The organism is Lachnobacterium bovis (assembly GCF_900111325.1).
Taxonomy (GTDB): Bacteria; Bacillota; Clostridia; order Lachnospirales; family Lachnospiraceae; genus Roseburia; species Roseburia bovis_A.
Map to the genome: position 1 here is coordinate 1 of NZ_FOGW01000008.1, position 24,553 is coordinate 24,553.

The window sequence follows — 24,553 nt, forward strand, 5'->3', positions numbered from 1 at the left end:
CTTGAAGCAACAAACACTTACAAGTTTATCACAAGTCCGGCAAAACTTAGAAAAGATAAAAAATCATTATCAAAAGGAAGCGGAATAATATCAAATATCACAAGAGACACCGTAAATGATAAAAATTCTTACATTAACATGAAAAATATTTTATATATCATTCTAGTACTGTTATGTATTGGCTTTGTAACATATGTTGTAAAAATAGCAATGCATAAAGAGCAGGAAGAAGAGATATTCTAAAAAAGTAACTCAGCGTGGAAGTGACCATGCTGGGTTATATTAGCCTAAAATCCCTAATTTTATAGATAAATTAGTTCCTATTCGAATAGAAAAAATAGTGCTATTCACATAGTAAGGTATAGTTTTATTTATACTGAAAAATATACAAATAAACATAGAAAGCATGAGGAGAAGCAGTTGGAAGAAACAGACGTAAATTCAAAATCAGGTTTAGATTTAGAAGTTACTAATCCGAACAGTCATAATGTAAAGGAATATTCTTCTCTTACTGATATGAACAATCTGCCATTATTTTCTGAGCAGTTTGAAAAAACAAAGAGACAAAAAAATAATGGCGATAGAAAGGCAATTAAAGAATTGAACCAAAAAATTTTTTGTGCCAAAATGCATGGAAATAAGGAAGATGTTAAAGTGGGACAATTATTTCTTTCAGAAAATCAATTATATTCAAAACAAGAAGAAAGTAATACATCAATAAAAACTTCTTATTTTATACCAATAAGTGGAATATGTATAATTGTTTTTTTATATTTGATGATTGTTTATTGCCAAAAGAGAAGAAGAAAATTGAAAGAAAAATTATATAAGATGGGACAAGAAAAATGGAACGAAAAATAGAAACAGAACAAATTAAAAAATCTAAAATGAACGCAAATTCCATCTACGATTATGCACGAATTACAGTAAAAAATTGTAATTTTGTAGATGTAACTATCCAAGAAGATGATGAGGATTTAATTCAAAAGTTTGATTTGACTCGTTTGACTTCTTTAAAAAAGATTCGTTCAGAAAAATATGATATTATTATAAATATTTTAATAAAAGTGGGTAACTTATTAGATGATTATAAAAAACTTTTATTTTATTTAGAGCCTGCTAATTTGTTTTTTAACAATGATGGAACTTTAAAAGTAAAAAATCGTGATGTCAGAGAAACTACAGATATCAAAGAAGAAGTGATTGAAGAAAATTTCTTAAGAGAATATAAGGCGGTAGTTTGTTGTGCCCTTATAGGAAAATATAGTTTCAAAGATTATATCGAAGGTGGAGAAGATTTATTTTCTAAGAATACAATATCTGAAAAAATCTATTCTTTAAAAACTCCTGAAGAAATTCAAGAATATTTAGATCATTTAAAAACAGAATATCTTAATAATGAAAGTAAAACAAAGATTACAGTTAATAAAACAAAGAATACTGTTATGAGAGTTATGACTTGTGTTCTTGCAATTTGTACGCTTGGTTTAGGAATTTATGGAGGAAGAGTTCATTTTGTAGAACAACCATATAAAGATGCAATTATTAAGGCTGATAATGCATATATTCAAAATGATGATGTTAAATTAATTGAGTCTCTTAAGAAAGTGTCAGTTAATAAACTTGATAAAAATCATAAATACGTTCTTGCCTTAGCGTATTTACAAAGTGAAAATTTATCTTCTAAACAAAAGAAAAATATTAAAAAGAATATAACTTTAAATAGCAATAATAAATATTTAGAATATTGGATTCAGATTGGCCGTTTGCAAATAAATGATGCAAAGGACCTTGCAATGCAAATGTCAGATGAGGAATTGCTTTTATATGCTTATTTAAAAGAAAAGGCCAAGGTTGAGGATGATACCAAACTAAGTGGAGATGAAAAGAGCAGTAAACTAAAAGATCTTGATGGAAAAATAAAAGAGATATCTGAAAAATATAAAGCAAATGATAAGAAGGAATTAAATGATTCGGACAAAAAGTCATCTTCAAATCAGAATAATACGGCAAATGATAATAATGCTACAAATCAAAATGGTGGGGAGGTTGTAGAAGATGCTTCGCCTAACAATTAAAATTTTAGAAAAAAAATTCGACATCATGGTTAAAAAAAATCAGAGAATCATCGAGGTCTTAAAAGTTTTAAAAGAAAATCAATTGTTTTTTTATGATATAAATCAGATGATGGTTTATTCTGTTCGTAATCAAGAATATGTAAATAAAAAACTTACATTTAAGCAAGGGGACATTTTCTCGGGAGATATTTTAGAACTAAAATAGACTAGGAATGAATTAACTAAATAAAACTAAAAACATATTAATTTTGGAGAGGATTATTTTTTATGAAATATATATACGTTGACAAGAATAATAGATATGAAGAGTATCCTGTCAATGATGATGAAAAGATAGAAGAAGGTCAACTTTTTTTTACAGAAGAATATAAAGCATATACAAGAAAAGAGAAGGTTTTTATAAGTGGAAACCTTAACTCGGATATTTATATTCCTGAATGTGGATATAAGATTTTGCTTGACGAAGGTAAGTTTTTTGTTGAGCATTGTGACAGTGAGCAGTGTAACAGTGAGCAGTGTAACAGTGAGCAGTGTGACAGTGAGCAAAAAATTTACTTGGATCAGGTTAGAATTAAGCCAGGTGAGTATAAGTTAGAGAATGGAAGTATTATTCTTTTGCCAGAGTCTAAAATAAAGCTCGTAATTGGAAAGGATTATATTAAAGTTTTTGGGCAAAATTATAAATCAGCTTTATTAGAGACTGACATCAATTCGAATAGAACAGCCCAGTTTCCGATTTATAAGAGATCGCCAAGAATTGTAAAAAGGATAAAAGAGGAAACGATTCGTGTTACCACACCGCTTCCTAACAACTATAAAAACAGAAATAGTTTATTACAGATTATTCTTCCACCTTTAGGAATGCTTGCAGTAACAATTGCAATGGGAATAATGATTAATCGTGGTATCTATATGATTGTTTCAGGAATGGCAACGGTTATGACATCTATTTTCTCGGTCGTCAGATTTTTTCAAGATAAGAAGGATAATAAGGAAACTGAAAAGACAAGACAAAAGATTTTCGCAGAGTATCTCCTAAAGAAGAGAAAAGAAATTTATGCTCAGTGGCAAAAGGAAAAAGATGCATACGAGTATAATTATCCAACTTTAGATAAAATCGAGGAAATGGTTAATGATTATAGTAACAGAATTTATGAAAGAACATCTATCGATGATGATTTTTTAACTATTTCTATTGGACATTATTACGGAGATACTACGTTTAAAATCGAAAACAATATTGATGAATTAGCGCTGAATTCTGATGAGTTTGTTGAAGATGGGAAGAAGTTGAAATTTAAATTTTCTAAGATGGATAAGCCACAGATTATAAATATAAGAAATGCGCATCTTGGACTTGTTGGAGAAAAAAGTGTAATTCATGAGCAACTCAAGAATTATGTGACTCAGCTTACTTTTGAACAAAGTTATCATGACGTTGAGTTTATTGCAATTTATGATGAACGCTATGACAAGGATTTTAGTTGGATGCGTTGGTTTAAGCATTTTACTATTCACAGCATAAATAGTACAGGGCTGATTAAGGGTGAAAGACAGCGAGATCAGGTTATGACTAGCATGCAACAAATCCTTAAAGAGCGAAAACAAAAGCTAGAAGAAAGTAAGAAAGAATCTAAATTTTTACCTCATTATATTTTTATAATAGATGAGCCAAGTTTAATTATGGATCATTCTATTATGGAATATTTGGGTGGAGATTTGGGAAAAGAATTAGGATTTACTTTAATTTATACTAGCAATCAGCAGGCAAATTTACCAGAAAATATAGGAACAGTTGTCTTGCTTGAAAATTCAAATGATGCAACTCTTCTTATTGAAGAGAAGGAGTATAAAAATCGTGAGATTCAATTATATGAAACAACAGATATAAATTACGAAATGCTTGCAAGAAATCTTGGCGTGTTAGTTCATGAACAAGGAATTACAAATAATATTCCTGAAAGTATAACTTTTCTTGATATGTATGGAGTAAAAACGCCGGAAGAACTAGGAATTGCAAATCGTTGGGAAAAGAATAATTCCTCAAAAACTTTATCAGTTCCTCTCGGTGTTCGTGGAGAAGATGATATTGTAGAGCTAAATCTTCATGAAAAAGCGCATGGTCCACATGGCCTTGTTGCAGGTACTACAGGTTCAGGTAAGTCTGAAATTGTTCAATCATATATTTTATCATTAGCTATTAATTTTCATCCTTATGAGGTTGGATTCTTATTGATTGACTATAAGGGAGGCGGAATGGCAAATTTATTTAAGAATCTTCCACATCTTATGGGAACAATTACGAATCTTGATGGTAGTGAAAGTATGAGAGCTCTCTATTCTATTAAAAGCGAGTTAAAACGAAGAGAGAGTATTTTTAGAGAACATGAAGTAAATCATATTAATGCTTATAATGATTTATTTAAACAGGGCAAGGCAAAAGAGCCAATTCCACATTTATTTATTATAAGTGATGAGTTTGCGGAGTTAAAAAAAGAACAGCCGGAGTTTATGAAAGAGCTTGTTTCAACGGCGCGTGTAGGCCGAAGCCTTGGAGTTCATCTTATTCTTGCTACCCAAAAACCTAGTGGCGTAGTTGATGAGCAAATTTGGAGTAACAGTAAATTTAAACTTTGCCTTAAAGTACAAAATGAATCAGACAGTAATGAGGTGCTTCATACAGCTGATGCAGCAAACATAACACAAACAGGTCGAGCTATTTTGCAAGTTGGTAATAATGAAATTTATGAGATGTTTCAATCGGCATGGTCTGGAGCAAAATATATGCCAACTGTTGACCAAGAAGTCTCTTTAGATAATAGAGTTTACCTTATTAATGAATTTGGACAAGGACAACTTTTAAATCAAGATCTTAGAGGAAGTATAGAAGAACAAAAAGCAAACAAAACACAGCTAGAAGTAATTGTGGATTGTATTCATGATACTTATGAAAAACAGTTGAATTATATGAGAGAAAAAATTGATATGGCTGCAATAGATGATTTGACTAAGGAAACATTAAAATCAAATCTTATTGTTCGACGTCCATGGTTGCCATCACTAACTGATAAGATTGTAAATCCATTGATATGTGAGTTTGAAGCAGAAGCAGCAGGTATTTCCAAGGAAGCGGAAGAAGCAACAAAAGATCTGTCAGAATTGACAGAGCGAGATGTCGCAAATTTAGAAATATCTTACGGTGTGGTCGATATTCCAGAAAAACAAACACAAGAAGAATACAAACTCGATCTATCCAAAGAGGGCAACGTAGTCAATGTAACATCTAGTGGCTACGGAAAATCAGTGATGCTTACTAATGTTGCTTTACAGCTTGCTATACAAAACAGCGTGGAAAACCTAAATATGTATATTCTTGATTTTGGTAACAACTCACTTATAGCATTAAAAAGATTACCACATGTCGCAGAACACATAATGATTGACGAAACTGAAAAATTCAATAAGTTTAGGGAACTTATGCTTGAAGAAATGAAAATTCGTAAAAAAGCATTGGCCAAGGCTGTAGTTCAAAATTTTGTTGTTTACAATGAAAATGCAAGAGAAAAGGGACAAAAGCAGTTAAAAGCAATTGTTATTTTAATTGATAATTATGATGTTATAAAAGAAATGGGTTTCGAGATGGAGGATTATTTCACGAAACTTACAAGGGACGGTATAGGCCTTGGAATTTATACAATTATTGCTGCAAATAGGGAAAATGCTATCAGATATGCAACTTTAAATAATTTTAAAAATAAGATAGCAGGTTTTAATTTTGATATAAATGAGGCAAAAGCTTTTATAGGCAGAAGCAAATATGTTTTACCAGAAATAAAGGGTAGAGCTATGGTTAAAATCGGCGAGAAAGTAGAAGTAATGCAGATGTATACTCCTGTTGATTTTACAGATGATGTTGATTACGGTAAAAAACTCGTTGCTAAAATTAATGAGATTCGAAAAGCAAATCCAAACATCGAAGCACCTCATATTCCAATTTTACCAGAAGAATTAATGTATGATGAATTTATTTCAGAGTATATTAATCCAATTCTTAAACAAAAAGAAGAGATGCCAAAAGTAACAAAAACAGAAGCAACATCAATACCAGAAGAATCAGAAGGAACACGCAGCCTTAATATGAACAACCGTCTCTTCATCGGTTTAAGAGAAGAAGATGTTCAACCAATTGAAATAACGCACAAAGATAATCCATTTATGGTTATGGGTGATGGTGCATGTGGTAAAACTAATGCCTTGAAAGTTTTGATTAAGCAGCTAATTGGAAAAGTAAATACTGAAAATTTATATATTTTTGACTCAAGGAAAAAAGACTTATATCAATTTGTTAAAGAGACAAATTATATAAAAAATACTGAAGAGTTTGAAGATTTTGCAGATAGAATCAAGCGTATCACAAACGATAGAAGTAAGATAATACAGGAAAAAGTAGATAAAGGAGATTCTTTCGAAGAGGCAATAGATGAATTTGATCCAATTTACGTAATCATTGATGACCTTGATGATTTTGCTGAATTCGTAGGAAGTGATTTAGATATAGTTGCAGGAAGAATGGAAAAATCTATTTCAGTTGGTGTAAAATATATCGTTTCTGTTAATTCTACTAAATTAAAAACTACGGATATCTTTTCACGAGCTGTCAAAGGATCTGGAGCAGGAGTGCTTGTAGGTAGTCAAGGTTACCTCACAATATTCCCAGTTAAAGTATCTGAAAAAATAGATATTTCAGATGGCTTCGTTATGTGCAATTGCACACAAGGACGAGTCAGAATTCCTCAAGTAGATTAATATTTTTTAGTTTTTATAAAATTTTGCTATTCAAATGATATTAGAATGTGTTAATATGAAATTGTATGATTTTGTATTTTAAAATAGAGAGGACAAGAGAGTGGAAATATTATCTACAATATTAACACTACTTAGTGGTGTTGCCTTATTCCTTTTTGGAATGGGTTTGATGGGCGATGGTCTTAAGCAGGTCGCCGGAAATAAACTAGAGATGGTTTTATATAAATTAACCAGCTCACCTATCAAAGGAATTCTTCTTGGTACAGTTGTAACAGCAGTCATTCAGTCTTCATCAGCAACGACTGTAATGATAATTGGTTTTGTTAACTCAGGCATGATGCAGGTGTCTCAGGCGATAGGTACTATCATGGGAGCAAATATTGGTACATCAATTACAGGATGGATTTTATGTCTCTCATATATTGATGGAGGAAGCGGAGTTGCTACGTTAGTATCTTCGGCTACGATATCCGCAGTTGTTGCTGTTTGTGGTATTATTTTTAAGACTTTTGTAAAGAATGAATCATTAAAAAAAGTCGGTGCTATTATGATGGGATTTGCAATCCTTATGACAGGTATGCAGACAATGAGTGGTTCAGTGGCAGGACTTAGATCTAATCCTACGTTCTTGAATATTATTGAGAGTGTAAAAAGTCCATTTCTTGCAATTCTAATAGGTATTATATTTACTGCAATTTTGCAAAGCGCATCAGCTTCAATCGGTATTATGCAGGCACTTTCAACAACAGGTGCTATTTCTTTTGCAGTTGCATTTCCAATAACACTTGGAATTGGCGTTGGTGCGGCATGTCCAGTTCTTCTTTCCGCAGTTGGTGCCAACAAAAATGGAAAAAGAACAGCCCTTGTGTACTTATTAAATGATTTGTTTGGAATGATTATCTGGGGAACAGTATTTTATACTGTAAATGCATTTGTTAATTTTAGTTTTTTAGATTCAGCGATGACACCTGTTAGCATTGCATTATTAAATACAGTATTCCGTATGGCAACAGTGTTGGTTTTATCACCATTTATCAAATTTATTGAAAAGTTTGTATTTTTTATAGTTAAGGAAGATCCTGAAGATCGCGAAGATTATGAAGACTTTGATCTTTTAGAGGATCGTTTACTTATGTATCCATCAATTGCTCTAGAACAGAGTCACAAAGCAATGAATGGAATGGCTCGAAAAGCGAAAAAGAATATTTTGCGAGCAATGACATTGCTTGTTAATTTTGACGATAACCGTTATCAGGTTATACAGGAAAAAGAAAAAGTTATTGATAAATATGAAGATAAAGTGGGCAGCTATTTAATTAAGGTAACAAGCCACAATTTAACTGCAGTGCAGTCTCATAAGGCTTCCGAATTGCTTCACGTAATTAGTGATTATGAGCGTTTGGGAGATCATGCTGTTAATATTTCGAAAGTGGCAAAGGAATTGGCTGATAAAAAAATCAATTTTTCAGGGCAAGCCCTAAAAGAACTTTCATTTCTTGAAGCAGCGGTGCAAGATATCGTAGAAATGACTTGTAAAACTTTCATGGATGATAATCGTGAAGCAGCTAAGAAGGTAGAGCCTCTTCGTGAATGTATAGAGATGCTTTGTGATGAGTTGAAATTTAATCATGTTCAGCGTTTAAGTAATGGCGAATGTGACATGATTAAAGGGCTTCCATTTAACGATTTACTCACTAATTATGAACGTATTTCAGCACATTGCTCTAACATAGCGGTCGCAATTATAGAAATGCAACACGTTGAATTAGATGCACATAGCTACGTAAAGAATATGCGTCAATTAAAAAATGATAATTATCGAGAAACATTAGAAGCTTATCTTTTCCATTATATGACACCAATGAATCAGATGGTCGAAAAAGAGCAACTTCTTGCAATGCAAATTAAAAAAGAAGAAGCCCTAAGACTAGCTGAAGATGAGAAGAAGGACAAAGATAAGAAGAAGGACAAAGATAAGAAGAAAGACAAAGATAAAAAGAAAGACAAGAAGAAGGACAAAGACAAAAAGAAAGACAAGAAGAAGGACAAAGATAAAGACAAGAAGAAGGACAAAGGCAAAAAGAAAGATAAAAAGAAAGATAAAAGCTAAAGCAAATCCGATAAAGGGCAGAGCAAAAAGGCGAAGCCAGGCTAAAGCGGATAAAAACACTAAGTTAATGTTAACAAAAGCACCTTAGAAATATGCAAAAACCAGAAAGCATATTATTCTAAGGTGCTTTTTATTTATATATTTAAAGAGTATTAAAGTGTACTATTCAATTCTTATGCAATATACTGGTACATTAAAATTGCATGACACATACTACCAGCCATTACGAAGAGATGGAAAATTTCGTGCGATCCAAAATATTTATGCTTTTTGTTAAAAAGAGGCAATTTAAGAGCATAAATGACACCACCTATTGTATAAATAATTCCACCGAGAAGTAACCATAAGAAACCGGCAAGTGGTAAGTTTCGAATTATATCTTTCATGTAAGCTATACAAACCCATCCCATCGAAATATACAAACATGATGATAGCCATTTTGGACATGTAACCCAAAATAGTTTAAATATCATTCCAATAAGTGCGATTGACCAAATAAGTGTTAATAACCTAAGACCTCCGGAATGTCTCAACGTTGTTAGACAGATAGGAGTGTAAGAGCCAGCAATCAGTACAAAAATCATTGTATGATCAAGTCGTTTGAATATTTTCAATACTTTTCCCTTTACGTTAACAGAATGATAAAGTGTACTTGCTGAATAAAGCAAAAGCATACTAGCAATAAATACGCACATAGAGAGTAAAACGATACTACTTTTGTGAAGAGCTGCCTTTATAAGTAATGGTGTAGAAAAAAAAGCAGTCAATATTACTGCGATAAAATGTGTAATTGCACTTCCAGGTTCTCTAATTTTAATTGTCATAAAAAACTCCTTTCAAAATATAAAAGTACATATATATAATCAGCAATTATTATAAAATAAATAATTCATAAAACAAATAACTCTGATAAGTAGTTTTTGAAACTACGTCACACAAGATACATTACCACTTGAGAGGGACGTTGTCAATAAGAAAAAATAAAATAATTTAGTAAAGAATATGTTTGCGTGTTAATTTATAAAGACAATTTTCTGATAATAACAAAATAATTATAAATTTATACTAAATAGTGTGAAAAATGTTTTAAAAAAATCATCAATATGGTATAATATTTGTGGAGAAGAAAAGAATACACGACATGTGTATGTAAAAAATCACCAAAAATGTAAAGTTTTGAAAGAGTATGGGGAGGAAATGAAGATGGTAGAAAAAACATTATCATTAGTTAAACCAGATGGAGTAGCGGGGAATCATATAGGCGAGATTTTAAACTTGTATGAAAAAGAGGGGCTTAAGATAGTTGCTCTTAAAATGATTAAAATTAACAAGGAATTTGCTAGACAGCATTATATTGATTTAAAAGATAAGCCTTTTTATCAAGAATTAGTTGATTTTATTTCAAGCGGTCCACTTGTAGCTATGATTCTTGAAGGTGAAGATGCAGTTAATACTGTAAGAAGAGTTAACGGTGCTACAGATCCTAAGGAAGCAGCAGAGGGAACAATTAGAAATAAATATGCAAAAGGTAAAACTGACAATACAGTTCATGGATCAGATTCAGTAGAACATGCTAAGAGAGAAATTTCGATGTGGTTCCCAGAATATCTTGATTCATATTTATCATAAGAACTTTGAAAAAATATAAGAGATAATTTATTTATCGTGAAAATGGGTGTCATTCTCTGAATAGTATTTCACTGTAACATAGTTAAGTTGTTAGGTGTAATATTTGAGGAAATGTCATCCATTTTTTTTAGCAGTTATCTAAATTGGTTATGGAGAATTTAAATAATGTGGTGTTTGGTGAATTCAGTTGGTGTACATCCTACTTGTTTTTTAAATATTTCAGTAAAATAACTTTGGCTTGAAAAAGCAAGTAAAGATGAAATTTCAGATGGTTTATATGATGAATAAATTAGCATATTTTTTGCAGTTTCTATTTTTTTATTTCTAATATATTCATTAATAGAACAATTTATTTCTTTTTTAAAAAGTCGAGATAAGTAACTGCGATTTAAACCAACGTGTTCAGCAATTTCTGCTACTGTGATTCGAGAATGAAGGTTTTCGTAAATATAATCGATGCTCTGAGCAACCTGAATAGAGCAAACATTTTTTTTGCGTAAATTTTGCATTCTTTTTGTGTAATCGAGGCACATTATAGGGTGCAAATCGGATATTTCTTTGGTTGAGTGGCAAGAGTCCATTTTTTGAATATAAAAATCGCTAAGGCCATAGGCAGTTGATAGCTCCATTCCGCCTTGTATGCAGTATCGAGCTGTTAAAGCAGTTGTTATTACGAAGTGATACTTCATGTTTGTTAGGGGATTAGATGACAAAGTTCCAAGGCCTTTTTTGTTTATAAAAGCGTCGGAGCATAATTCTTTGATTTTTTTGATGTCACCAGACTTTATTGTGTTATAAAATTCAATTTCAGGATTAAAAGGTGCCCTGAAAAAATGCTCTTCTCTTTGTATAAATTCTTTATAAAATTGTTCTTTTTTTAAGTTATTCATATTTTCCTCCATAAAAATGTTCCATTTTTGAGTTGTGCATATCTTTCTTCACCTCTCAATGCTTATCTTCCCAACACTTATTCCAATATTTCATATCTATTATGTCACAAAAACGATAAAAATGAAACAAAATTAATATATTTTTTCTAGCCAAATTTTTATAATTTTTATATAAAAAAACAGTTGATACCGTAAGCGGTCACTGGTAGTAGGAAAGGGTAAAGATATGGAGTTAAGAAGTGGTATTAATTTGGGAGGCTTTTTGTCTCAGTGTGAGCACACGAAGGAGCATTATGAAGAGTTTATCACCCAAAAAGATTTGGAAAAAATTGCTAAATGGGGATTTGATCATGTCAGATTACCTATTGATTACGAGGTTTTTGAAACAGAAGATGCGCATGAAAAACCAAGTGGTTATGAACGAGTGAGAAGGGTAGTTAAATGGGCAAAAGAAAATAATCTAGACATTATCTTAGATCTTCATAAGGCATATGGATACGATTTTAACAATGCGGGAGAGGAGGCAAATAGTTTATTTAAAAACACCAAATTGCAAGACAGATTTGTTTCTTTATGGGATAAAATATCGAAGGATTTTTGTGTATATGATAATGTTGCATTTGAATTGTTAAATGAAGTTGTAGAAGAAGAAAATGCAGCAGCTTGGAATGAATTAATTGTGAGAACTGTAAAAACTATTAGAAGAAACGCACCAGATACATATATTATTTATGGTGGAATTCAATGGAATAGTGCGAAAACCTTAAAATATTTAGAAAAACCGGTTGACGATAAAATATTGTTTACATTCCATTTTTATGAACCACTTTTATTTACACATCAGAAGGCATATTGGGTAAAAACAATGAATCGCGAATGGGTTGTATCCTACCCAGGAACTATGGAGGAGTATTATCAAAAATCTAAGATTTTGGGAGATCAAGGAAAAACAGTATATGAATCTGGACTTGATTATATTGGAATCAATTTAATAGAAGATTTAGTTCAAGATGCAATTGATGCGGCGAATAATGCAGGAGTAAGACTGTACTGTGGAGAGTTTGGCGTTATAGATCAAGCGCCTATTGAAGATACATTACGTTGGTTTAGGGATGTAAATGAAGTTTTTGAAAAACATGATATAGGTTTTGCAATTTGGAATTATAAAGAAAAAGATTTTGGAATTAGCGGAACACATTATGAGCCTATAAGGGATGATTTATTACAATTTTGGACAAAAAAATCAAAGGAGTGTAGAGTATGAATAAATTTGGAGTGATAGTTTTATCTACGGTTCTAGCAACAAGTAATGTGATTATGCCAGTGTCAACTTTTGCGGCATCTTCAAAAGAAAATACGCATGAAGCTCGTCAACTCGAAAAACAAAAGAAACAAGAGGAAAAAGTTCAAAGACAGATAAAAGAGCAAAAAGCAAAACAAAAGAAACAAGAGGAAAAAGTTCAAAGACAGATAAAAGAGCAAGAAGCAAAACAAAAGAAACAAGAGGAAAAAGTTCAAAGACAGCAAAAGGAGCAGAAGGCTAAACTTGAAAAACAACTCGAGAAACAGCAGAAACTATCTGAAAAAATGCTTAAACAACAAGGCTATAAAGAGGTTTGGAGAGATGAATTTAATGGAAACAAATTAAATTTATCTGATTGGAATATCGAAACTCATGAACCAGGCTGGGTCAACGAGGAATTACAGTCTTACGTTACTTCTGAAGAAAATATTTATGTTAAAAATGGAAAATTATATTTAAATCCTGTGAAAAAAGGCAATTCAATTACTTCAGGAAGAGTTAACACACAAGGAAAACATGATTTTAAATATGGATACTTTGAAGTTACAGCAAAGGTGCCAAAGGGTAAGGGATATTTACCAGCATTTTGGATGATGCCAACTAATGAAAACTTATATGGTCAATGGCCTAAATGTGGTGAAATCGACATAATGGAGGTGATGGGACATAATCCATCTAAATTATATGGAACTATTCATTATGGCGCACCACATGCACAACAACAAGGAACGTTTTTAACAAATCCATTGATTGATTTTTCTAATTCTTTCCACAAATTTGGCGTTGAGTGGGAAGCTGATCATATTTCTTGGTATGTTGATGGTGTAAAATATTACGAAACTAGAAATTGGTTTTCGGCTGTAGAAGGTGGTGGAGAAGTGACTTATCCCGCACCATTTGACCAGAAATTCTACATGATTTTAAACCTTGCTGTAGGTGGAAGCTGGGTAGGTTATCCTGACGAAAGCACAAGTTTTGATAATAATCCTTTTGTTATTGATTCTGTAAAAGTTTATCAAAAGGATAAGAAATATTATGATGAAGTTGAAAAAAACGCAACAAAACCAGAAAAAGAAATAAAGATAAAAGAAGCTGATAACACAGGAAACTATATTACAAATGGAAACTTTAAAAATGCACTTAATCCTAAAGAAGATTGGGAAATGCATTTAGAAGATGATGCAAATAATACAACATACGAAATTAAAGACGAAGCAATTAAAATTTTACAAAAAAATATAGGAAACCAAAATCATAGCGTACAGTTAAAACAACAAAACATTCCATTATATCGTGGATTAGAATATACATTGACTTTTGACGCTAAAGCAGATGATTCAAGAAGTATTATTGTTGATGTTGAAGGCCCAGAAAAAAACTGGACAAGATACCTTCAGGATACTAAGCTTGAATTATCTAAAGATATGAAAACATATTCATTGACTTTTAAAATGGATCGTTCATCTGATTTAAATAGTAGTGTTGAATTTAATTTAGGTAACCAGGGTTCAACATCACCAGTTACAATAAAAAATGTTAGTTTAAAGGTTACAGGTGGTCAAAAAGTTGATGAAAGTGCAATTAAAGAAGTAAGACCTGATGGTAACTATGTTTATAATGGTTCTTTTCAAGAAGGAAAAAACAGATTAGGATATTGGACAATTGATCCTAAGGACGCTCAACAGATTAGCGTTACAAATAGCGAAAATGATAGACGTTTGAAAGTTGTTGTTGGTAAAGAAAATATTTCAAATCCAATAATAATTAAACAAACTAATTTACCTCTCACAAAAGGCGATTACTATATTTCTTACAAAGCTTATAAAGAAAATGTAGGAAGTCAAGATGTACAAAAGAATGAAGCCGATTTTACAGTTAAGCTAGGGAATACAACTTTTGCTGAAAAACTAGATAGTAATGCAGAAGCTAAATATTCACATGATTTTAAATTTGAGGCAGATCAAAACAATGAGATTGAGTTAATTTTTGATCACCCAGGAGTTTATTATGTTGACGATATAATGGTTGCAGAAAATTCTAAAATAAAAAATGGTTCCTTTAATGCAGGAAAGAGCGGATTTACAGAAGGATTTTATTCAAGTGCAGAAGCTGCAAGTGTTATTGATTCGCAAAAAGAAGACAATGCGTATGATTTAACAATTAAAAATACAGGTGATGCTGATTGGAATATCCAACTTATGCAAGATGGAATTAAGCTTGAAAAAGGAAAAAAATATCGTTTGAAATTAAAAGCAAAAGCAAGTATTGATAGAGATATTTTGGTTACTTTACAGCATAATGGATCTTCAGATAATGATTGGACACCTTATAGTGGTGGCGATGAAGCTAGACTTATGAAACTTTATAAAGCTAAATACGATCAAAATGAATATCAAGAATACGAATGTGTTTTTACAATGAATAGTGAAACAGATAACAATGCAAGACTTAGTGTAACACTTGGAGCAGTTTCAAATAGACAAATTACACAACAGCATAGAATTTGCATTGATGATATTGTTTTAGAAGAAATTCAAGATTAAAAATAGCAAATAAATGACAATAAAAAAAAGAAAAAATAAATAGAAATAATAAATAATATACCCCACAATCTAAAAACTCACAGGTGTTAAAAAAAACATTCATCTGTGAGTTTTTGATATAGTATAGTATTCTTGAATTTATCAGATTAATATGAGATAATGAAGATAAAATATACACGGAATGGAGTGATTTTTAATGGTAAAGAATGAAGTTGAGATTGCAGGCATTCCAGAGGCAATACATATTAAACCTTATGAACGTCGTGCAAAATATTATGAGACTGACCAAATGGGTATAATTCATCATTCTAATTATATAAAATGGATGGAAGAAGCTAGAATGGATATGATGGATCAAATAGGCCTTAATTATAAACAGGTTGAAGATCTTGAAATTATTAGCCCAGTGTTAGATATCGAAGTTAAATATGTAAGCATGGTTCATTTTGATGATGTTGTCGTTATAGAAACTAAAATAACATATTATAACGGAATAAAACTAGAACTTGAATATACAATTACAGATAAGGAGACAGGAGAACTTCGAACAACTGCGAAGAGTTCCCATTGTTTTTTAAATAGAGCAGGTAAGCCAATCTCTTTAAAGAGAAGCTATCCAGAGCTTGATACTAGATTTTTTGAGACGAAAGAAGGACAAGATTAATGATTAAAGAAAGATTAAAACTTTTAAGAGAACAAATGAAACAAAGAGATATTTCTATCTATGTTGTTCCAACTGCTGATTTTCATGAATCAGAATACGTAGGTGAATATTTCAAAGCAAGAAAATTTATCACAGGTTTTACAGGTTCAGCAGGTGTAGCAGTTATTACTAGTGATGAGGCTGGATTATGGACAGATGGAAGATATTTCGTTCAGGCAGAAAAACAATTAAAAGGAACAACCGTTGATTTATATAAAATGGGGGAAGAAAATGTTCCAACAGTTAATGAATTTATTGAACAGAAATTACAAGAAGGACAAACTATCGGTTTTGATGGAAGAGTAGTAAATGGTACTTGGGGTAAAGAATTAGAGTGCATTGCAAATAGAAAAAATGGTAAAATTTATTCAAGTGAAGATTTAATTGATATTATTTGGGAAGATAGACCACAATTATCAAAAGAAAAAGCTTGGATTTTAAAAGAAGAATATTCAGGTGAAAGTACACAAAGCAAATTAGCTCGTTTAAGAGAAAAAATGAGTGAAAAAAAAGCAACAGTTCACTTACTTTCATCATTATATGATATTGCATGGTTATTAAATGTCAGAGGTAATGATATAAGTTATGTTCCTGTAGTTTTATCATATGTAGCAGTTACAGAAGAAGAATGTATTTGGTTTTTACAGGAAGAAATTATCGATGATGAATTAAGAGCATATCTTGATGCAAATAATATTACTACTAAACCATATGAATCATTTTATGAGTACGTAGCTAATATCAAAAAGAAAGAAACAGTTTTAGTTAATTTATCATCTGTTAACTATAGAGTAGCAACAGCGCTAGATAAAGAAATAAAAATTGTTGATGAGATTGAACCAACAACATTATTTAAGGCTGTTAAAAATAAAACAGAAATAGATAATACTAGAAAAGCTCATGTAAAAGATGCGGTAGCAATGTGTAAATTTATGTATTGGTTAAAGACTAATGTTGGTAAAATTCCAATGACAGAGATTTCTGCATCTGATCATCTTGAAAAATTAAGAAGAGAGCAAGAAGGTCTTTTGGATTTGAGTTTTAACACAATTTGTGGATACGATGTACATGGTGCTATAGTTCATTATGCTGCAACTGAAGAAACTGATATTCCTCTAGAACCAAGAAGCTTGTTATTAGTTGATTCAGGCGGACACTACATCGAAGGTACAACAGATATTACCAGAACATTTGCACTTGGTGAAGTTACTCAAGAAATGAAAGAGTGTTTTACAATGATTTGTAGATCAAATATGAATCTTGCAAATATGAAATTCTTATATGGATGTACTGGTCTTAACTTAGATTTGGCCGCAAGAGAACCACTTTGGGAAAAGAATATGGACTTTAAACATGGTACAGGTCACGGCGTAGGATATGTGTTGAATGTACATGAAGGACCAAATGGTTTTAGATGGAGACAAGTAGCAGAAAGAAATGATAGTGGAGTACTTGAAGAAGGTATGATTACAACAGATGAACCAGGTGTTTATCTTGAAGGTAAATTTGGTATTCGTACAGAAAATGAGCTTGTTTGTCGCAAAGGTGTTAAAAATGAATACGGTCAATTTATGTATTTTGAAAATATCACATATGTGCCAATTGATTTAGATGCAATTGACCCAGATTTGATGACAAGTGTTGAAAAGAATAGATTGAATGAATATCATAAGAGAGTTTATGAAGTTGTTTCTCCATATTTAGAGGGAGAAGAGCTTGAGTTCTTAAAGAAATATACAAGAGCTATCTAATTAAAAACGTTATATAAAGAAAGGTTAAACATTTTATGAGTAAGAAATTAGTGTTGATAGATGGACATAGTATTTTGAATAGGGCATATTATGGATTGCCAGATTTAACAAATGCACAGGGATTGCATACTAATGCTGTGTATGGATTTATTAATATTATGTTTAAAATTTTAGAAGAAGAAAAGCCAGATTATATTACAGTAGCTTTTGATGTTCACGCACCAACATTTAGACATAAAATGTTTGAAGAATATAAAGGCAATAGAAAGTCTATGGATGAGGAACTTCGTCAGCAAGTTCCTCTTATGAAAAAAATGCTTACGGCAATGGGTGTTAAAATCATTGAGCTTGCAGGGTATGAGGCGGATGATCTTTTAGGAACAATAGCAAATAGAGCTGAAAAAGAAGGAATGAATGTTTCAATTATTTCAGGAGATAGAGATTTGCTTCAACTTGCGACAGATAAGGTTTTAATTAGAATTCCAAAGACTAAAAGAACAGGAACAGAAATTGAAAATTATTTTGCATCTGATGTTAAAGAAGCATATGGCGTAACACCTAAAGAATTTATTGACGTAAAAGCACTTCAGGGAGATTCGTCTGATAATTTTTCAGGAGTGCCAGGCATAGGTGAAAAAACAGCAAAAACTCTTGTGGCCGAATATGGTAGTATTGAAAAAATTCATGAAAATGCTGCGATTATTAAACCGCCAAGAGCGTCAAAGAATATCGTTGAATATTGGGAAGATGCAGTATTGTGCAAAAAATTGGCTACAATTTTAACAGATGCTCCAATAGAATATAATTTTGAAGATGCAAAAATAGATAGTATTTCTGATTTATATACACAAGATGCATATTTATTGTGTAAGGAATTAGAATTTAAAAATTTATTAAATAGATTTGATGCAAAGGAAGAATCATTTAATATATCTGAATTAATAGAAGTTGTAGAAACAATTGAAAAAGCAGATAAGATTTTTGAAGAAATTAAAGATAAAAATATTGCATTTTACCTTGTAAAGCGAGAAAATAATAGTGTGGGACAATTTAATCAAGATAGTAATGGACAATTAGGTCTTTTTGATTTTTCAACAGATTCAAAAGAAGATTTATTTGGACTTAGTCTTACATATTCAAAAGATAAAGTTTATTTTATTGAAGTTTGTAATGGAATAACTAGCGATTATCTTAGAAACAAAATAAAGGAAACTACAGCAAACAAATTAATAACGAGAGATGTTAAATCACAAGTTAAATTGTTAGAACAGACGGGTGTTTTAAATCCTGCAGAAGATTTTGAAAAATATGTTGCATACAGAAGTAAGTTTGTAGATGCATCGATTGCGTCATATCTTATTAATCCAACAATTGGAGAGTATCCACTTGATGATATTGCTAAATCGTTTGCTGGTATTATGATTCCAACGCAAAAAGAGTTTTTTGGTAAAGAGACAATAGATGATATGTTTTCTAGCAATAAAAATAAAGCAATTGAGTATGTAGCATATGAAAGTTATATACCTTTTATGGCAAATGATAATCTTATTGCTAGATTACAAAATGATAATATGCTTGAGCTTTTTGAAAAAGTAGAAATGCCATTAGCGTTTGTTTTAGCATCTATGGAAAAAGAGGGAATAATTCTTGACGCGCAGGCGTTAAAAGAATATTCTTCTAATCTAGATGAGGGCATTTTAAAACTTCAAAAAAGCATCTATGAGAAAGCAGGGGAAGAATTTAATATAAATTCACCAAAACAGTTAGGTGTTATACTTTTTGAAAAATTAGCTTTACCAAATGCTAAGAAAACTAAAACAGGATATTCAACATCTGCTGACATTTTAGATGGATTAAAAGCGCAATATCCTATAGTAAGTGAAATATTAGAGTATAGACAGTTAACTAAACTTAAATCTACGTATGCTGACGGATTAAGAAATTACATTGAAGAGGATAATAGAGTTCGTACTACTTTCAACCAAACAGTAACAGCTACAGGACGATTAAGTTCGACAGAACCAAATTTACAGAATATACCAATTAGAATAGAACTTGGTAAACAAATTAGAAAAGTTTTCCATGCAAAAGAAGGTTATGTTTTCGTTGATTCAGATTATTCACAGATAGAGCTAAGAGTGTTAGCGCATTTATCTGAAGATGAAAAATTAATAGATGCATACAAACATGGGAAAGATATTCATAGAAGTACAGCTTCGTTAGTTTTTGGAGTCCCATTTGATGAAGTTACATCGCTTCAAAGACGAAATGCTAAGGCAGTAAACTTTGGTATTGTGTACGGTATTAGTTCATTTGGATTGAGTAAAGATTTAGGCATTTCTAGAAAAGATGCATCAGAATACATTAAAAATTATTTTGAACAATATCCAAAGATTAAGAAATATCTTGATAGCTGTATAGAAAGAGCAAAAGAAAAAAAATATGCATTGACTATGTTTAATAGAAGAAGACCAATGGTTGAACTTGAATCTAGTAATTTTATGACAAGACAATTTGGTGAACGTGTTGCGATGAATTCTCCTATTCAGGGAACAGCAGCAGATATTATTAAGATCGCAATGATAAGAGTACATGATCGAATTTTTAAAGAAAAATTAGAATCACGTTTACTTCTTCAAGTACACGATGAATTGTTAATTGAAGCAAAGGAAAGTGAACTAGAAGAGGTTAAAAAAATATTAAAAGAAGAAATGCAAGGAGCAGCTCAATTATCAGTTGACTTAGAAATTGACACACAAGTTGGCAAAAATTGGTATGATGCTCATTAGAAGGAGATAAAATGAAGTTTATAGGTATTACAGGTGGAGTCGGCGCAGGAAAATCAGCAATATTAAATTATTTAAATAATAAACCAAAGTATAGGGTTATGTTAGCAGATGAGATTGCACACGAATTAATGAAATCAGGAACTGAGGTCTTTAAAACCATTTGTAATACCTTTAAAAATATAAATGATTCAGAAATAGGAAATCTTGTTGATGAATCGGGAGAATTTAATAGAAAGAATTTGGCAAAGTTAATTTTTTCTTCAGAGGAAAATAGAAAAAAAATAAATGACATTGTGCATCCAGCGGTAAAAGAGTATGTTAAGGAACAATTTGCACTTGAAAAAGAAAGAGGACAGATAGAAGTTCTAGTACTAGAAGCCGCTTTGCTTATAGAAGAAAATTATGATGCAATTTGTGATGAACTTTGGTATATTTATACTAGTGAGGACAATCGTAGAAAACGTTTAAAGGAATCAAGGGGATATTCAGATGAAAAAATAGATAATATTTTTTCAAGTCAATTACCTGAAGAGGAGTTTATCCAAAAATGCAAGGTCGTAATTGACAATAATAATTCACTTGAGAAAACTTTTCTACAAATTGAAAAAGTTTTGAGGGGTGAACTTAATGATGAATGTTTTAGACGGTAAGAAGGAGAATTTAGTGTTAGGTATCGATATCGGAACAAGAAATGTTGTCGGAACGGTTGGATATCGAACGGATGAAGGAAAGTTTATTGTTGTAGCACAGACGGTTAAAGAACATGTTACAAGAGCTATGTTAGATGGCCAAATTCATGACATTGGTCGTGTGGCACAGGTCGTTTCGTGGGTGAAAGAGGAACTTGAAGTTCAAATTAATCAGCCACTGACAGAAGTGTGTATAGCTGCGGCTGGTCGTGTTTTAAAGACGGTAACGTGTCGTGCAGAATATAATTATCCAGAGGAAACAGTTGTAACAGGAGAAGATATTCATACTTTGGATTTAATTGGTGTTGAAAAGGCACAAGATTTATTAAATGAAAAAAATGATACGAATTATAAATTTTATTGTGTAGGTTATTCAGTAGTCAAATCTTATTTAAATGATGATCTTTTTACTAGTCTAGAGGGGCATAAAGCTAATAAAATAGCAGAAGATATAATAGTTACTTTTTTACCAGAAGATGTTGTAGATGGATTATATTCAGCGGTCGGCCAAGCTGGATTATCTGTTGCTAATTTAACATTAGAGCCTATAGCTGCAATTAATGTTGCAATTCCAGAGAATTTTAGAATGTTAAATATTGCACTTGTAGATGTTGGTGCAGGAACTTCCGATATTTGTATAACTAAGGAAGGCTCAATAACAGCGTATGGCATGATTCCACATGCAGGTGATGAACTTACAGAAGAAATTGTTCAACAGTATTTAGTTGATTTTCAAATGGCAGAGCATATTAAATTATCTTCAACAATTGATGATGAAGTGACATATGAAGATATTATGTCAATTAAACATTCGATTCCTTCAGAAGAAGTTTGGGAATTAACAGATAAAGTTGTAGATAGAATCACGTCAGAAGTAGCAGAAAAAATTATTGAATTAAACGGTGGACAAACAGTAAGTGCAACATTCGTAGTAGGTGGAGGTGGAAAAGTACATAATTTTACCAAAAAACTTGCAGAATACTTAAATCTTCCAGAAGAGCGAGTTGCATTACGAGGAGAAGAGGTTTTAAAGGAAGTTACATTTCTTCAAGAAGATATCAAAAAAGACCCATTATTAGTTACTCCAATAGGAATTTGCTTGAATTATTATGATAAAAAGAATAATTTTATTATGATTCGTTTTAATGGCGAAAGAATGAAATTATACGACAATAATCGTTTGACAATCGTTGATGCTGCATTACAAGCCGGTTTTTCAAATGATAAGCTATTTCCAAGAAGTGGTAAGGCTCTTAATTTCACAGTTAATGGAAATAAGAGGATTGTTAGAGGTGAGGTTGGAGAACCAGCAGTTATCACGTTAAATGGTAAACCGGCGAATATTAATACTCCACTTGAGCCAAATTGTAATGTAGAAATTATTCCATCTACACAAGGTGAGAGAGCTAGGTATACTATAAGTGAACTTGAAGAGTATACTTCTTCAATTATGACATTTATAGTAAATGGTAGATTGATTAATTGTCCTAAATTTTTAGAAGTAAATGGTGTCCTTGAACCAAGTTCATACGCAATTCAAGATGGGGATATTATTGAAAATAGAGGTTTTTATACGGTAGAACAAGTTGCAGAATTTATGGATGTCGATATTGATTTAGATGAAGATATTTATGTAAATAATAGATTAGCTGATATGAATTCATTAGTTTATGAGAATTTTTCAATTGAGTGGACAGTAAAAGAGTGCCATATTGAAAATGCTAGCTATTATGCATCTGACGAACAGATAAAAGAAAGAAAATATCAAGAATCCTTAAGAGGCGCAAGTATTGGTTTAGGAAATTATGAACAAAGTAGTGAGAATGATTTTGATGAAGAAGTTGAAAAAAAAGTTGAGTTAGAATCAAAAGAAATCTCAGAAGTAAACGAAGAAGCAGAAGCAAAAGAAGCAGAAGCAAAAGAAGCAAAAGAAGCAAAAGAAGCAAAAGAAGCAAAAGAAACATCAGACGACGAACTTGAATATTCAGATACTCCAATAGAGGTGGAAGATGAATTAAGTGAAACGGAATTGTATTTTGATGTTGAATACCAAGATTGCGATACGCTAGAAGAAACATTTGACGAAGAATATGAAAAAATGGATGAGTATAACAGTATTTTTGAGAAGAATGATTCTCGAAAAAATGATATTGATTTAGAAATTTCATATGATTTGAAAAAAAATCTAGACGAAGTTAAGGATAGTAGTTATAATGTTAATCATGGTGAGAATGAAGAGTCAGAAGAGGAAAAAGAAATTATTGTAACAGTTAATAATAGTCCAGTTACCTTAACTGATAAGAATTCTTACGTATTTGTTGATATTTTTGATAAAATAAATTTTGATTTAAGCAACAGTCAAGGTCGTGGTATTATCACAACAATAAATGGACGAGATGCTAGATTCACCGAAGAAATTCATACAGGTGATAAGATTGAAGTTTATTGGAAAGAGATGTAAATGTTAGAATTATGTAGTATAGCAAGCGGTAGCAGCGGTAACTGCATATACGTTGGAACCGATAATAATCACATTTTAGTTGATGCTGGAATTAGTGGTAAGAAAATTGAAAATGGTTTAAATGGTTTAGATTTAAAAACAAGTGAAATTAAAGGTGTATTGATTACACATGAACACCTTGATCATATTGGAGGCCTAGGCGTCATATCAAGACGATATGGCCTTCCAATTTATGCTACACAGGGTACTGTTAAGGGTATATTAAATAGCAAGAGTGTAGGAAAGATAGACGAAAGTTTATTTAGAATTATTAAACCGGATACAGATTTTGAGATTGGTGATATTAAGGTTCACGCATTACCGATTTCGCACGATGCAGCTGAACCAGTGGCGTATAGATTTAGTCACGGAGATAAAAAGGTTGCAGTTGTAACTGATCTTGGTACTTATGATGAAAAGCTTGTAGAAGCCTTACAAAATCTTGATGCTTTATTATTAGAAGCCAATCATGATATTAATATGCTTCAGGTTGGTAAATATCCATATGTTTTGAAGCAACGAATCCTTGGAGACAAGGGACATCTATCGAATGAACGAAGTGGTCAATTTCTTGGTCATCTTCTTCATGATAAATTTCAAACAGTTATGCTAGGACATCTTAGTAAAGATAATAATCTAGAGGAGCTAGCATACGAAACAGTTCGTCTTGAGGTTACATTAGGAGATCATAAATATAAAGCTGATGATTTTCCAATTAAAGTGGCAAAAAGAGATGAATTATCAGAAAGAATTTGTGTTTAG

The 24,553-nt window shown here is 31.5% G+C and carries 17 protein-coding genes; 15 read left to right on the top strand and 2 right to left on the bottom strand.

What is annotated here, in order from left to right; genetic code table 11:
* The 6 genes from BMY79_RS12140 to BMY79_RS04010 all read left to right on the top strand — a co-directional run.
* Nucleotides 1-243, top strand: a 243-nt coding sequence (locus BMY79_RS12140; protein ID WP_207645449.1) for a hypothetical protein, incomplete at its 5' end; no start/stop codon positions are given.
* Between the two features lie 177 nt (nucleotides 244-420).
* Nucleotides 421-861: a type VII secretion protein EssA gene (gene essA / locus BMY79_RS03990; RefSeq protein ID WP_027422601.1), complete on the top strand. Its 441-nt coding sequence runs from the start codon at nucleotides 421-423 to the stop codon at nucleotides 859-861.
* Nucleotides 846-2,078 (top strand): type VII secretion protein EssB/YukC, encoded by a 1,233-nt coding sequence (locus tag BMY79_RS03995; protein WP_074730459.1) that lies wholly within the window; start codon nucleotides 846-848, stop codon nucleotides 2,076-2,078. The genes essA and BMY79_RS03995 overlap by 16 nt, the downstream gene beginning before the upstream one ends.
* Nucleotides 2,059-2,283: a hypothetical protein gene (locus BMY79_RS04000; RefSeq protein WP_022747760.1), complete on the top strand. Its 225-nt coding sequence runs from the start codon at nucleotides 2,059-2,061 to the stop codon at nucleotides 2,281-2,283. Before BMY79_RS03995 ends, BMY79_RS04000 begins: the two co-directional genes overlap by 20 nt.
* A gap of 62 nt (nucleotides 2,284-2,345) precedes the next feature.
* The gene (gene essC / locus BMY79_RS04005) at nucleotides 2,346-6,884 is read left to right on the top strand and encodes a type VII secretion protein EssC (protein ID WP_074730460.1); all 4,539 of its coding nucleotides are present in this window, start codon (nucleotides 2,346-2,348) and stop codon (nucleotides 6,882-6,884) included.
* A gap of 100 nt (nucleotides 6,885-6,984) precedes the next feature.
* On the top strand, nucleotides 6,985-8,994 hold the full coding sequence (locus BMY79_RS04010; protein WP_083383463.1) for a Na/Pi cotransporter family protein: 2,010 nt from the start codon (nucleotides 6,985-6,987) through the stop codon (nucleotides 8,992-8,994).
* Nucleotides 8,995-9,167: 173 nt separating this feature from the next.
* Here BMY79_RS04010 and trhA read toward each other — a convergent pair whose 3' ends face one another.
* Nucleotides 9,168-9,818, bottom strand: a complete 651-nt coding sequence (trhA, locus tag BMY79_RS04015) for a PAQR family membrane homeostasis protein TrhA (RefSeq protein WP_022747756.1) — start codon at nucleotides 9,816-9,818, stop codon at nucleotides 9,168-9,170.
* A 379-nt stretch (nucleotides 9,819-10,197) separates the two neighbouring features.
* On the opposite strand from trhA, the gene ndk reads away from it, so the two are divergent.
* Nucleotides 10,198-10,623: a nucleoside-diphosphate kinase gene (gene ndk / locus BMY79_RS04020; RefSeq protein WP_022747755.1), complete on the top strand. Its 426-nt coding sequence runs from the start codon at nucleotides 10,198-10,200 to the stop codon at nucleotides 10,621-10,623.
* A 158-nt stretch (nucleotides 10,624-10,781) separates the two neighbouring features.
* Here the strand turns inward: ndk and BMY79_RS04025 are convergent, their stop codons facing one another.
* Nucleotides 10,782-11,513 (bottom strand): AraC family transcriptional regulator, encoded by a 732-nt coding sequence (locus BMY79_RS04025; RefSeq protein WP_022747753.1) that lies wholly within the window; start codon nucleotides 11,511-11,513, stop codon nucleotides 10,782-10,784.
* 226 nt (nucleotides 11,514-11,739) lie between these two features.
* Between BMY79_RS04025 and BMY79_RS04030 the strand changes: the two genes are divergently transcribed.
* The 8 genes from BMY79_RS04030 (at nucleotide 11,740) to BMY79_RS04065 (ending at nucleotide 24,553) form a co-directional block, all read left to right on the top strand.
* Nucleotides 11,740-12,777 (top strand): glycoside hydrolase family 5 protein, encoded by a 1,038-nt coding sequence (locus BMY79_RS04030; RefSeq protein ID WP_074730461.1) that lies wholly within the window; start codon nucleotides 11,740-11,742, stop codon nucleotides 12,775-12,777.
* Nucleotides 12,774-15,359 (top strand): carbohydrate binding domain-containing protein, encoded by a 2,586-nt coding sequence (locus BMY79_RS04035; RefSeq protein ID WP_074730462.1) that lies wholly within the window; start codon nucleotides 12,774-12,776, stop codon nucleotides 15,357-15,359. The genes BMY79_RS04030 and BMY79_RS04035 overlap by 4 nt, the downstream gene beginning before the upstream one ends.
* A 196-nt stretch (nucleotides 15,360-15,555) precedes the next feature.
* The gene (locus BMY79_RS04040; protein WP_022747750.1) at nucleotides 15,556-16,023 is read left to right on the top strand and encodes an acyl-CoA thioesterase; all 468 of its coding nucleotides are present in this window, start codon (nucleotides 15,556-15,558) and stop codon (nucleotides 16,021-16,023) included.
* Nucleotides 16,023-17,813, top strand: coding sequence for an aminopeptidase P family protein (locus BMY79_RS04045; RefSeq protein WP_027422546.1), 1,791 nt, complete (start codon nucleotides 16,023-16,025; stop codon nucleotides 17,811-17,813). Before BMY79_RS04040 ends, BMY79_RS04045 begins: the two co-directional genes overlap by 1 nt.
* 35 nt (nucleotides 17,814-17,848) lie before the next feature.
* Nucleotides 17,849-20,602: a DNA polymerase I gene (gene polA / locus BMY79_RS04050; RefSeq protein WP_074730463.1), complete on the top strand. Its 2,754-nt coding sequence runs from the start codon at nucleotides 17,849-17,851 to the stop codon at nucleotides 20,600-20,602.
* A gap of 11 nt (nucleotides 20,603-20,613) precedes the next feature.
* The gene (gene coaE, locus BMY79_RS04055) at nucleotides 20,614-21,252 is read left to right on the top strand and encodes a dephospho-CoA kinase (RefSeq protein WP_022747746.1); all 639 of its coding nucleotides are present in this window, start codon (nucleotides 20,614-20,616) and stop codon (nucleotides 21,250-21,252) included.
* A complete protein-coding gene (locus tag BMY79_RS04060) occupies nucleotides 21,230-23,752 on the top strand; it encodes a cell division FtsA domain-containing protein (protein WP_242941480.1) in 2,523 nt (840 codons plus the stop codon). The genes coaE and BMY79_RS04060 overlap by 23 nt, the downstream gene beginning before the upstream one ends.
* Nucleotides 23,753-24,553 carry an MBL fold metallo-hydrolase gene (locus BMY79_RS04065; protein ID WP_027422544.1) on the top strand — a complete coding sequence of 267 codons (801 nt, stop codon included), beginning with the start codon at nucleotides 23,753-23,755 and terminating at the stop codon, nucleotides 24,551-24,553.